At 69.7% G+C, this 11,351-nt stretch carries 12 protein-coding genes; 6 read left to right on the top strand and 6 right to left on the bottom strand.

All coding sequences use genetic code 11. The annotated features are described in order from the left end of the window. Nucleotides 1-60 precede the first annotated feature (60 nt). Nucleotides 61-843 (top strand): ABC transporter permease, encoded by a 783-nt coding sequence (locus tag ACPCUW_RS25970; RefSeq protein ID WP_423427813.1) that lies wholly within the window; start codon nt 61-63, stop codon nt 841-843. Between the two features lie 66 nt (nt 844-909). On the opposite strand, the gene ACPCUW_RS25965 is transcribed toward ACPCUW_RS25970, so the two are convergent. After that, nucleotides 910-1,245: an RNA polymerase-binding protein RbpA gene (locus ACPCUW_RS25965; RefSeq protein ID WP_030517018.1), complete on the bottom strand. Its 336-nt coding sequence runs from the start codon at nt 1,243-1,245 to the stop codon at nt 910-912. 205 nt (nt 1,246-1,450) lie between these two features. Between ACPCUW_RS25965 and ACPCUW_RS25960 the strand changes: the two genes are divergently transcribed. The 3 genes from ACPCUW_RS25960 to ACPCUW_RS25950 all read left to right on the top strand — a co-directional run bounded on the left by ACPCUW_RS25960 (nt 1,451) and on the right by ACPCUW_RS25950 (nt 5,355). Next, on the top strand, nt 1,451-1,777 hold the full coding sequence (locus ACPCUW_RS25960; RefSeq protein ID WP_082856969.1) for a hypothetical protein: 327 nt from the start codon (nt 1,451-1,453) through the stop codon (nt 1,775-1,777). Nucleotides 1,778-3,179: 1,402 nt separating this feature from the next. After that, a complete protein-coding gene (locus tag ACPCUW_RS25955; RefSeq protein WP_063013561.1) occupies nt 3,180-4,493 on the top strand; it encodes a hypothetical protein in 1,314 nt (437 codons plus the stop codon). Between the two features lie 4 nt (nt 4,494-4,497). Then, nucleotides 4,498-5,355: a DMT family transporter gene (locus ACPCUW_RS25950; RefSeq protein ID WP_146100575.1), complete on the top strand. Its 858-nt coding sequence runs from the start codon at nt 4,498-4,500 to the stop codon at nt 5,353-5,355. On the opposite strand, the gene ACPCUW_RS25945 is transcribed toward ACPCUW_RS25950, so the two are convergent. Continuing rightward, nucleotides 5,294-5,992 (bottom strand): phosphoribosylanthranilate isomerase, encoded by a 699-nt coding sequence (locus ACPCUW_RS25945; RefSeq protein ID WP_423427692.1) that lies wholly within the window; start codon nt 5,990-5,992, stop codon nt 5,294-5,296. The genes ACPCUW_RS25950 and ACPCUW_RS25945 overlap by 62 nt on opposite strands. Before the next feature lie 80 nt (nt 5,993-6,072). Beyond that, nucleotides 6,073-7,053 carry a glycosyltransferase family 9 protein gene (locus ACPCUW_RS25940; RefSeq protein ID WP_063013567.1) on the bottom strand — a complete coding sequence of 327 codons (981 nt, stop codon included), beginning with the start codon at nt 7,051-7,053 and terminating at the stop codon, nt 6,073-6,075. 221 nt (nt 7,054-7,274) lie between these two features. Here ACPCUW_RS25940 and ACPCUW_RS25935 point away from each other — a divergent pair, with 221 nt between their 5' ends. Together ACPCUW_RS25935 and ACPCUW_RS25930 are read left to right on the top strand one after the other, a co-directional pair. After that, nucleotides 7,275-7,565 (top strand): hypothetical protein, encoded by a 291-nt coding sequence (locus ACPCUW_RS25935; protein WP_030517012.1) that lies wholly within the window; start codon nt 7,275-7,277, stop codon nt 7,563-7,565. Between the two features lie 192 nt (nt 7,566-7,757). Beyond that, the gene (locus ACPCUW_RS25930; RefSeq protein WP_423427690.1) at nt 7,758-8,108 is read left to right on the top strand and encodes a hypothetical protein; all 351 of its coding nucleotides are present in this window, start codon (nt 7,758-7,760) and stop codon (nt 8,106-8,108) included. Nucleotides 8,109-8,166: 58 nt separating this feature from the next. On the opposite strand, the gene ACPCUW_RS25925 is transcribed toward ACPCUW_RS25930, so the two are convergent. From ACPCUW_RS25925 to ACPCUW_RS25915, 3 genes are all read right to left on the bottom strand, one after another. Further along, entirely contained in the window at nt 8,167-9,387 is a 1,221-nt protein-coding gene (locus tag ACPCUW_RS25925; protein WP_423427811.1) for a Dyp-type peroxidase, read from the bottom strand. After that, a complete protein-coding gene (locus ACPCUW_RS25920) occupies nt 9,353-9,991 on the bottom strand; it encodes a copper chaperone PCu(A)C (RefSeq protein WP_423427688.1) in 639 nt (212 codons plus the stop codon). The genes ACPCUW_RS25925 and ACPCUW_RS25920 overlap by 35 nt, the downstream gene beginning before the upstream one ends. Nucleotides 9,992-10,697: 706 nt before the next feature. Then, nucleotides 10,698-11,255, bottom strand: a complete 558-nt coding sequence (locus tag ACPCUW_RS25915; RefSeq protein ID WP_423427686.1) for a hypothetical protein — start codon at nt 11,253-11,255, stop codon at nt 10,698-10,700. Nucleotides 11,256-11,351 lie beyond the last annotated feature (96 nt).

Genomic DNA, 11,351 nt, shown 5'->3' with positions numbered 1-11,351 from the left:
GCGGCGGTGACGCGGCCCGACACCGACAGCGACGTCCATACCATCGCGGCGCCGGTCCGGGTGTTCCGCGACAGCGCGATCATCGCCTACCGCAACCTGCTGACCATCCTGCGGGTGCCGACCCTGCTGGTGACCGCGACGGTCCAGCCGTTGATGTTCGTCTTCCTGTTCTCCTACATCTTCGGGGCGTCGCTGGGCGGCGGCCAGTATCGCGAATTCCTGCTGGCCGGCATCTTCACCCAGACGGTCGCGTTCAACGCGGCGTTCACGACGGTGGGCCTGGCCAACGACCTGCAGAAGGGCATCATCGACCGGATGCGCACGCTCCCGATGTCGCGGATGGCGGTGCTGATGGGGCGCACCCTGTCCGACACGGTGGTCAACGTGGTGGCGCTGGCCGTCATGGTGGCCTGCGGCTATCTGGTCGGATGGCGGATCAACGGGTCGGTGGCCGATGCGGCCCTGGGGTTCGCGATCATTCTGCTGTTCGCGTTCGCGATGTCGTGGGTGGGCGCGCTGACCGGGCTGATCGCGCCGAATGTCGAGGTCGCGCAGAGCGCGGGACTGATCTGGCTGTTCCCGGTCACGTTCATCTCCTCGGCCTTCATCTCCGCCGAGACGCTGCCCGGCCCGCTGCGCTCGATCGCGGAGTGGAATCCGATCACCGCGGTCTCGGCGTCCGGGCGGAAACTGTTCGCCAACAGCTCACCGCCGACCTTCGCCGCCCCGCACGGCTGGCCGGTCGACCACTGCGTGGAATACGCGGTGGCGTGTTCGGTGGCGATTCTGGCCGTCGCGGTGCCGCTGGCGTTGCTGCAGTACCGCAAGGTGGCCAGTCACTGACGGTCCCGATAAGCGAAAGTCCCCTCGCACCGGTCGGTGCGAGGGGACTTTCGCTGTGTACTCGATCTACCGGCCGCGCCGGGTCTTGAGCAGTTCGAGGCGCTCCTGCAGCAGTTCCTCGAGCTCCTCCTTGGAGCGGCGTTCCAGCAGCATGTCCCAGTGGGTGCGCGGGGGCTTGACCTTCTTGGGCTCCTGGGTGGTGCCCTCGATCAGGATGCCCTCCTGGCCGTTACGGCACAGCCAGGTCGGCGGGATTTCGGCGTCGTCGGCGAACGGGACGTCGAACTCCTCGCCGTTGTCGGTCCGGTACCGCGCCACTCGACGTGGTGCCAGGTCGTGGTCGCGGTCCGTCTCGTAGCTCACCGCTCCGAGCCGGCTACCTCGGAGTACGCGATCTGCCATGGTGTGCGGTCCTCTCTGGCCTGTCGGCAACGTTCTACTTGACTATCAACGCGCCGGCGGCCCGATCGGTTCCCGCGACGGTCAACCGGGGTATTTTACGGTCTCGGCCGGGCCCGGCCGAGACCGGCCCGGGCGGTAGCGGCGATTCGCCGGTTGCGGCGTGGCCCGGGCGCGAGTGCCGGGCGGACGGCTAAGGTGTCGGGTCATGTCGCGCCGTGTGCTGTCGTCGTGTCTGTGGTGCGGTCGGGAAATCGCCGATTCCGAAATCGGCCGTCGCCGCCGATACTGCCGGCAATCCTGCCGCCAGCGCGCCTACGAACATCGCAAGGGTTTGGAGGGCACCGGTATTCCGGAGGATTCGGTGGTGCTGAGCGCTCAGGAGGCCGCCGATCTCGCCGACCGCTGGTTCGCCGCCCGCTGCGCGGCCGAGGATGTCGCGACCGCCGTCGCCGAGGGCGCCGACCCGTCGGAGCTGGCCGCTTTGACCGCCAATCTCGTCGAACTCGCCAAGGACGCCGAGCGGCTGCGCTGAGCGTGCCGCACGACGGCCGCGCCCGCGCCCAGTGTCACCACGCTCAGTGCGAGGAATGCGAGCACGGCGGCGCGGTCGGGGTGGATCAACGGCTGCGCTCGCAGCGCCTGCCACAACAGCAGCGCCACCAGCCCGGCGTAGCCGAGGGCCAGGACACCGATCAACCGGGCGCGCGCCCGTTCGTCCAGCCAGGGCCGCCGCCGCGCGAGCCAGGCCGTGATCACGACCGCCGCGAGCAGGAATTGGATGCCGTGCAGCCCCGCGAAATGCGGGATCCGCAGATCGCCGCCGATCGTGCTCCAGTGCGTGATCGGCATACCGCCCACGCCGTCGCGCACGGGCAGGGCGGTATCGGTCACCGTATGGCCGGCGGCCAGCCGCACCGGACGGCCGTGGGCGTCACGCACCGTCTGCTCGCCGGTGAAGCCCATCAGATATCCGAGCGCCATCCCGGCGACGGCGATGGTGAGCCCGGCGTGCACGGCCCGGCTCGTGGGACGGTCCAGGACGCGCTGCCGGCACAGGATCACCGCGACGACGAGGTTCGCGACGAACAGGCCCGGTACGCCGGAGGCGAACACCATCTGGCCGATCGAATTGACCGCATCGGTTTCGGTGTCGAAGTGGCTGAAGGTGCCGCGTGCCGCCTGCACCACGATGAAACCCACGTCCACGACGCCGGTGAGGGCGAAAACGGTTCCCGCCCACCAGGTCACGCGGGCACCGCGGTGCGGCACCGACAGCAGCCACGCGAGGGTCAGCGTGTACAGGCAGAACGCGATGCCGAACTTGCCGGGTTTGAGCCATACCGACTCACCGAGGATGCGGCGGTCGTCGAACGGCGCGGCGCACAGACAGCACAGCGCGAGTGCCGCCATCGCCGCCGCGGTCCACAGCAACGGCCGGTGCCATCGACGGGCGGGGTAGCTGATCGTGGTCATGACGCGAAGTGTGCGGGCGCTGCTACCCGTCGCGCGTCCCCCGGCCGTACTGTTCGGCTCTCATACTCCGGTACCGGTTCGCCGTCGGCGGAAGGCGAGCTCTGTCACGGGATTTGCGCCGCGCGGGCCGGTAGCGCAGGGTATCGGCGCGTCGTGGGTTGCAATTCGGATTCGGGCCGGAAGCGTTCCGGCAACGGGTCGACTGCCCCCGGATAACGGGCCCCTCCAGGAGGGTGAACACCCGCAGCGCCGTCCCGCGAAACCTGCGCGCGGCCTTGGTCTTTCGTGACGCTGTCCCGCACACCGCCGGCGGCGAGGCTCGAGATGGAACCGAAATATGTTCGCTACCAGGCAATTCGGGCGCCGAACGGCGGCGCTGCTTGTCGGACCATCCGAGTAACTTGGCGGTTATCAGCCCCAACGAAAATCTACGGGGCTTCGTATCAAGGGGGCGGAGGGCCATGTCGAACATCGACGAGCGAATCCGGATGGCAGTGGAATGGCTGCGCGGCAGTCAGTTACCGCATCTCGACGGGGGTGCGGGCTGGGGCTGGATCCCCGATGTGCCGCCCAATCCGCAGAACACCGCCGAGGTGGTCTGCATCCTGCATCGAGCCGGGTGCGAAATCCCGCGTGCCGCAAAGGTCGCCATGCTGGTGCGGGCAACGGTCGTGCAACGGCCGATCGGCGACGAATGGTACTTCCGCACGCCGATCGATGTCGCGTGGCGGATCCGGGCCCTGCGCTGCCTCGACATCGAGGAGTCCGACCCCGGCCTGGCCGGTGCCGTGCGAAATCTGCTGGACCAGCAGGATTCCGAAACCGGTGGCTGGCGGATGTCGGGTTTCCTTGGCCCGGTGTCGATTACCGCGACCTCTGCCGCGGTCGAGGCGCTGATCGGCGGCGGGGCCTTCGACGGTGAACGCCATCAGGCCATCTCGCGCGGCATCGCCTATCTGGTGTCCTCGATGTATCAAGAGCCCCGGACGTTGCCGATGTACGCGGCGGCGCATATCGCGGCCGTGCTCGCCCGGCCGGAGATCGTCCGGATCGGTGACAAGCGCGCCGAGCGCGCGTGCGAGCTGGCGGTCAAGCGCCTGCTGACCGGACTGCGCCGCGGTGAGTGCGATATCGAGACCGAGATCTTCCGCCGTGACGATCTCGTCGACACCTGGCGTCACCTCACCTTGCACCTGGCGGTCGGGGCCGTGATCGCCGCCGACAGCCGCACCATCTTCGACCCGGCCGTGCGGGCGGCGATCGTCGCGCTGCTGGATATGCAGGAGATGGACGCACTGGCCATCTACCGGGGCGGATTCCGCATCTCCGACGAAGGCCCGGTCACCTCCTATGCCACCACGCAGGCGCTGGAGGCGCTGTTGCAGGTGCGTCCGGCGATCAACGAGCGGGTGAATCCGGCCAAGGTGTACGACGAGATCTGCCGGGTCGACGGCGCCCATCGCACCGACCCGCAGGCGATCGCCACGCTGGGCCGTCATCGCATGTTGATGAATTCGACTGCCGGACAGGCGTTGCTGGTGCTGGCGGCCTCCGCCGGTGCGACGGTATTCGCGCTGGCGGTGGGTTTCGACACCGTATTCGGCACGGTCGGCAGCCGCGCGCTGGTGGTCTGGGGAACGGCACTCGTCGCGGTGGGTACGTATTGCGGTCTGGCGACGCGCTTTCCGCGACTACCCAAGCGGCACGTGGCGAGCGCGGTCTTCGCCGCGTTCACCGCGCTGGTCATGCCGGTGGTCACCTATCTGCTCGCCTGAGCCGATGAACGGGCCGCTGGTCCTCATGGTCGCGGTGACCTGTCTGTGGGGTACCTCCAGTGCCCTGCTGGCAACGCTGGCCGCTCCCACCACCGCGGGCCTGGTGGCCCTCGGTGGAGCGGTGCCGCTGCTGATCTGGGCGCGGCTGCGCGGACAGCACCCGTGGACGACGCTGACCGCTCATCCGGCGCTGTACTTCCGGCTGGGCGGGCTCGAGGCCGCCAATCTGGCGCTGTACGTGGCGGCGCTGCGGATGGGGCCGTTGCCGGTGGTGGTCGCCCTGCACCTGACCGCGCCGGTCCTCATCATCGCCGCCGCACTGGTCCGCGGGCGGCGGGCGCCCACGCTGCCGGTACTGGCCGAACTGCTGCTGGTCGGGGCGGCGATCTGGCTGGTCGCCTGGCGGCACCCGGGCGGCGACGCGCAGATCGCGGCCCTGACCGGATGCGCCCTGGCACTGGGCAGTGCGGCCTGTGTGGCGATGCTGGTCAGTGTGGTCGCCCGGCACTCGGGACCGGACCACACGGCCACCTCGGCGGCCTTGCAGTTGCTGTTCGGCGGCATCGCGAGCAGCCCGCTGCTGGTGCTCGATCCACCGTCCGGGCGGGTGGCGGCCGAGCTGGCCGCGATCGGCGCCACCCTGCTCGGACCCGGATTCGCGCTCTACTGGCTGGCGCTGCGGCGATTGAGCGCGGCCACGGCCAGCGTCATCGGGCTCAACGAGGCCGTCGTGGCCACGCTGGTGGGAGCGGTGGCCACCCGGAGCCTGCCCACCGCGGCGACCGCCGCGGCGGGGTTGCTCATTCTGATCGCGGCCGGGCTAGAGCAGCGATCGGCACCGCGACATCGCGTGCCGCCCTGACGAATTCGGTACAGGTCGCCGGGTCCTTGTCGCCCCGGCCGTCGTCGACGCCGGAGTTGACATCGACCCAGGCCGGCCGGACGGCGTCGATCGCGGCCGTGACGTTGTGCGGGTCGAGTCCACCGGCGAGCATCACCGGAAATGCCGAGTCGTCCAACAGTTCGACGATGCGAGCGCTGATCGACCAGTCATGGGTGCGCCCGGTGCCGCCCAGCCGGTCGGCGGAACGCGAATCCAGCACGAGCCCATCGCAATCGGGGGCCGCGCGCTCGGCGGCGGCGACCGCCTCCGGGCCGGTGACGTGGACCGCGCGGATCACCCGCCGCCCGCCCGCACCGCGCCGGACCGCGCGCGCGGTGTCGTGGGAGATCAGGCCGTGCAGCTGAATGCAGTCGACGCCGATCCGGTCGGCGAGGCGCAACACCTCGCCGGCGTCGGTGAGATGGGTGACCAGTACGCGCTCCATCGAGGAGGGCACCAGCCGTGACAACCGGTGGGCCGATTCCGGGTCGAGTTCGTCTTCGCTGAAATGCGTCGTGCCCGAAATGAATCCGGCCGCGTCCGCATCAGCGGCGACGACGGCCCGGAGATCGGACTCGCTACGGATACCGCAGATTTTCGTTCGGACGGTGATCATCGGCACACGATACTGCCCGAACGTGTCCGGTCAGGCGGTTCGTGTCGATTACCACGCTGCCCGCCGCCGCGGCGGGGCGCTCACCCGACCCGGCGATAGGCGGTTCCGCGCCGGTCGGCCTCGGCCCACCGGCGGCGGTCCAGCTGCGTGTCGACGGCCTCCACGACGTCCGGGACGGTGATCTGCAGCAGACCCGGATCGGGGGTGTCGCCGTCGCGCTCGCCGGTGTGGCCCGCCCACAGCGCGATGTGGCGGCCGGACAGATGCGGCGGCGGCCCGCTGCGGCCGGGGGCGGTGGGGCCGAACAGCGCGACGGTGCGGGTGCCGAATGCCGTCGCCAGATGTGCGACACCGGTATCGCCGCACACCACCAGCGCGGCCTCGGCGACGGTGGCCGATAGTTCGATGAGATTCTGCTGCCCGGCCAGTACCTGGTCGTGCGACAGCCCCGCGCGGGCGGCGATGCCGAGGGCGAGGTCGCGTTCGAATTCGTCGCCGGTCACCACGACCTCGCGACCTTGTACGAGCAGATGCCGGATCACCGCGGCGAATCGTTCACCGGGCCAGCGGCGGGCGGGTGCTCCGGCGCCCACGTGCACCACTACACAGTCGCGGTGACTGGTGGTGGCCACCGGCGGCACCAAGCCGAGATTGCGGCGGTCGGCGTTGATTCCGGCCGATTCCAGCAGATGACACCAGCGGTCGATGTCGTGCATATCCGCTTGCCATTCGGGGCCGTCGAGATCGGGAAAGGCGGCATTGCGGTAGCTGAGCAGCCGGGCGGGTTCGGTGCGGGAGAGTTCGACGATGCCGTCGGCGCCGGGGCCCTGCAGATTGACCGCCAGGGCGGGGGCCGCGCCGTCCCAGCGCATGGTGTGCGGGTCGGCGGCGGCGACCATCTCGTCGACCGAGGTGATCAGGTCGACGATGGGTTTGAGCCGGTGCGGTGCGGCCAGCACGATGTGATCGCGCGGCCTCGCCCGGCGTAGCGCGCGAAGAGCGGGGACCGCGGTGAGAAGATCACCCAGTCCACGTGCGCGCAGCACGAGTACAACCGCCACCCTCTTCTCCTAGCCATCACCAAGCGACCCAGCAGTCCCGACCCACTCGATTCCGCGCCGTTGCCGCGGCACGACCGAAGAGAGCCACCTGAGGATGACTACCCGACCCGATCCGGCGTGAAACGCGCGTATTTCCGCCGGGTCCGCGTCGGTGCTGTGGCCGGGGGCGGCGGAACCGGTAACCTGAGCGACGGTCGGGCCGAAACAAACTGGAGGATTTCATGATTCGCACCGCTGGACTCATCACCGCCGTCGCGGCGGCGGGCGCGTTCGCAGTGCTCGGCGCCGGTGCCGCGCAGGCCGCGCAGGGCACTGTCACCGTCAACGGGCAGATCTACAACAACCCGACCGGTTGCATCGAACCGCACGCCTACCAGCTCACCGTCGGCAACAGCACCGACAAGGTGATCGAGGTCCACGCCGGGCGGGGATGCACCGGGCCGGTGATCGGCAAGGTCGACCCCGCCGGCATCACCATGGTGCCGCGCGGCAGCCTGCTGATCGTCGAATAATTCTCCCCGTTCCGCCCCGCGTCCGAGGATCGGCGCGGGGCGGGGCTGTGCCTGCGCACGGCGGGACAACGGCACCGTGAAAGCGAGCCCGCGAGAATGCCTGCGGCGGTGCGGATATCCGGGGCCCGGCGGGGATGTAAGCCCTACTACGCCGTGTCGTTGAATTGGTGCCGATGATCTACGCTGTGAGCCATGACAGTGGTCTACAACCTGGTGGTCGTCACCCACCTGCTCGGACTCGCCGCGGTGATCGGCGGATACGCCGCCGGCCGGCCGGCCGTGTCGCAGGTGATGCTCTGGGGTGCGCGGGCGCAGATCGTCACGGGTCTGATTCTGGTCGGCATGGCCGACGGCATCGATTCGCTCGACAAGGATCTCGACATGGCCAAGATCGTGGTGAAACTGGTCATCGCGGTCGCCGTGGCCGGTCTGGCCGAGATCGCACACGCGGATGCCAAGCGTGGCAAGACCATTGCCTGGATGGTCGACGCCGCCGGACTGCTGGCCATCGCCAACGTGTTCGTGGCCGTGCTGTGGCACTGACATCCGATGCGGTTCGGCACCTGTTGCCGAACCGCATCGAGTGCGTGCGGTGCCCGGTTCAGCCCTCCAGCAGGGTCTGGCCGATATAGCCCTGCGCGTCGGTGATTCCCGGTGGAATCACGAACACCGCGGACCCGACGGGAGTGGTCCAGGTGTTCAGGGCGTCGAATTCGGCGAGGCGACGCTGCACGGGCAGATACTGCGCCGCGATATCGCGCTGGTAGGCGGCGAACAACAGCCCTGAATTCGAGGTGGTCCCGGGCGCGGGCGCATCGTCGTAGTTGTAGCCGCGGCGCAGGAAACGCTCGCCGTCGCTGGTGTGATGCGCCCGTGCGATATGCGCCGAGGGCGGAATGACCGGGATGCCGTGGGAGTCCACGGCCGCGAAATCCGGATTGTCGCTTTCCCGGGTTCCGGTCAACGGCGCCCCGCTCGCGATGCGCCGGCCCACGGTCAGTTCTCGCCCCTCGGGGTCGAGTTCGTCCCAGGTGTCCAGATTCATCGCGATCCGGCGCAGCACCATCGACGTTCCACTCCGCAGCCACGGCAGGGGCGCGCCGTCGTCCCACACCAGCCGATCGAAATCGGCCCCGGGGGCGATGTTGACCGTGCCGTCGACCTGACCCATCAGATTGCGCATCGTCTGCCCGGCAGCGGCGTTGCGGAATCCGCGCTGGGTCCAGCGCACGGTCACCAGCGAGGTCACGCTGCGCGAGAGCGCCCGCACCGCATGCGCCACTGTCGTCGCCTCGTCCGCGCAGACCTGCAGCAGCAGATCCCCGTCACAGAATGCGGGATCGAGCCGGTCGATGGTGAAGCCGGGCAGTTGCGTGAGCCAGTGCGGCCGCGCGGATTCCAGTCCCGCCACGGTGAACAGCCGCGGGCCGAATCCGATGGTCACGGTCAACCGCGCCGGCCGGTGAGCCAGCTCCGGCTCGGTATCGGCCAGCGTCGGCTCACCGGCCGCGAGCCGCGCCGCGTCCCCGGACCAGATGCGCAGCAATCCCACGAGGTCGGCACGGGCGGTGCCGGGTCGCAGATCGAAGGCCACGAACGCCGCGTGCTGCTGCGGCGCGGTCGCGACCCCGCCCTGGTGTGGTCCATAGAAAGGTTCGCGTGCGGTGCCCGGATCGGCGGTCCCGGTATGGCGGGTCCAGCGTTCGGCGCCGAGGGTGAGCCCCGCGACCCCCGCCGCACCCGCCGCGACCGCACTGCCGCCGAGCAACCGGCGCCGCGACAGCCGCTCAGCCACCGTGGGCGGCCGTAGTCGGTGCGTAATTCTCCTGATTGCCCGCGAAGTCACGCACCTGCGCGGTGAAGGTGGTGCTGGTGCCGTCGGCGAACTTCACCGTGATCGGCGTCTGCGTTCCGGTGCGCAGCGGGGCCTTCAGGTCGATGAACATCAGATGGTCGCCGCCCGGCGTCAGTTTCGCGCTGCCGTGGGCGGGGATCGCCAGCCCGCCGGCCTTGGGACGCATCATGGACGCGCCGTTCGACTGGACCACCTCGTGAATCTCCACGCGCGCCGAGGCCGGGCTGGTCGCGTCGACGATGCGGATCTCGTGGCCGCTGGTGTTGGTGAAATTCGCGAACGCCGCCGACATCCCCGCGTTGGCGGCCTTGATCCACTGATCACCCACGGTGACCGAATCGGCGTCCGCGGCGGTGGATGTGCTGCCGGACGAACAGCCGGCCAGCAGCAGTGGGATCGAGGCCGCGGCGGTGATCAGCAGGCTCGCCGACCGACGCCGGCGGGTGGAACCTGCCGTGTGGCGGGACGGCCGTGTCGCACCGTGGGACCGGGCCTGGGTGGATGCCGCACGGCGCGGGCCGCGGTCGCTCGAGGCGAGGGGGGAACGCCCGGTGTGGGGGAGAGAGGACATTGGTGAACTCCATTGCATGAGAAGGGGTTTCATCGAGCAGGCGGCACGTCGTCGCGGATTCTCACCGCGCCCGGGCGCTCGTCACACCCTCGAACCACGCGTTGCGCGGCGTAGGGGTGAGTGCGCGGCGTGTACCGCCACCGGTGTTCGTTCGTTGCTGCGTGCCCAGCGGCGAGCGGTGCGACCTCCGCGGTCACACGCGAATCAGCCACCCGCAAGCCTGTCCGGCGTATCCGATCGCCCAGGACGTCGTCGGAAACCGACGAGGACCGACCGACCAGCACTGCGCCCGATCAGCGGTCAGGGCCGGACCGGCACAGCGATGACCGTGACCGAGCGTGCAGGCGCGCCGACGTCGACCGATACGCCGACAGCTCGACCGACCGCTTCGGCAAAGGGTCGGCCGTCCAGGTGCCGTGCGCTAACGGTCGATTCGGGTAGCCGCAGCCTCGATTGCCGATTGCCGATTGCCGATTGCCGATTGCCGATTGCCGATTGCCGATTGCGGGTCGGCGGCTGCAGCTCGGCGGTGTGCCGTCACTGGCTCACGGACGTTGCCGCACGGGCGCGGCTGCGCGTGCTGTGCGATCCGATGTGACGCTCTCGAGAGCTATCCGTACATCGGGTGGCTCAGCCGTTGATCGTCATCCGTGGTCCGGCCGCACTCCGGCATGCCAGTGGACGCGTCCACCGATGTGCCGATAAATCACGCCCACACGGGTACGCGGTGCAAGGCAGCGAACGAACCGGTGAGCCTCGGCGGCCCGCGCCGCCCGGTGCCGGAGGCCAGCACGATCCGCCGCGGCGCGGTCACCGCATCCGGTACCGAGACGACGACCGGAGCGCTGGAGACGCCGAGGTTGTGCGCGACCGCGCCGACCACGCGGCGGATCAGCGAAACGGCGCGTCGCAGTGTGATTTCCGCGCCGCGGACGAGGACCGCCCCGACCACGGTCGCCGTGATGTGCGCGACCAGCATGGGGGCGGTGATCAGCACCTCGTGGCAGTGCGGGGACGTCGACAACGCCAGATGGCCGATCGCCTGGCCGACCGCGAGCAGGCCCATCAGCCGGAACAATCCGGTGCGGGTGTGTGCGGCGAGGCAGCCGATCGCGGTGCTGGCGGCGATCAGCATCATGATCGCCGTGGAGCCGGGTGCCACCGCGCCACCACCGAGGGCGTGGGCGGCGATACTCACCGTGCCCGCGGCGGCACCGACGCATCCACCACGCAGCTGCGTGGAAGGGTCGGCCGTTGCTCGCACGAGATCATGGTATCGGGGCTCGCCGGCGGGCCGGGCCGCCAGGTCCACCTGTAGGCACCGGCCGTGATGCCCGTCACCACCTGCGGTTTCGGCGCC

This window comes from Nocardia sp. AB354 (genome assembly GCF_049538315.1).
Taxonomy (GTDB): Bacteria; Actinomycetota; Actinomycetes; order Mycobacteriales; family Mycobacteriaceae; genus Nocardia; species Nocardia nova.
The sequence above is the reverse complement of the archived record's forward strand: the minus strand, read 5'-3'. Positions and strand labels throughout refer to the sequence as shown.

Coding starts and splice junctions, on each gene's coding strand:
- ACPCUW_RS25930 (WP_423427690.1), top strand. CDS start 7,758: ATGACAGTGGTCTACAACCTGGTGGTCGTCACCCACCTGCTCGGACTC.
- ACPCUW_RS25960 (WP_082856969.1), top strand. CDS start 1,451: ATGTCGCGCCGTGTGCTGTCGTCGTGTCTGTGGTGCGGTCGGGAAATC.
- ACPCUW_RS25955 (WP_063013561.1), top strand. CDS start 3,180: ATGTCGAACATCGACGAGCGAATCCGGATGGCAGTGGAATGGCTGCGC.
- ACPCUW_RS25935 (WP_030517012.1), top strand. CDS start 7,275: ATGATTCGCACCGCTGGACTCATCACCGCCGTCGCGGCGGCGGGCGCG.
- ACPCUW_RS25965 (WP_030517018.1), bottom strand. CDS start 1,245: ATGGCAGATCGCGTACTCCGAGGTAGCCGGCTCGGAGCGGTGAGCTAC.
- ACPCUW_RS25920 (WP_423427688.1), bottom strand. CDS start 9,991: ATGTCCTCTCTCCCCCACACCGGGCGTTCCCCCCTCGCCTCGAGCGAC.
- ACPCUW_RS25945 (WP_423427692.1), bottom strand. CDS start 5,992: ATGATCACCGTCCGAACGAAAATCTGCGGTATCCGTAGCGAGTCCGAT.
- ACPCUW_RS25950 (WP_146100575.1), top strand. CDS start 4,498: ATGAACGGGCCGCTGGTCCTCATGGTCGCGGTGACCTGTCTGTGGGGT.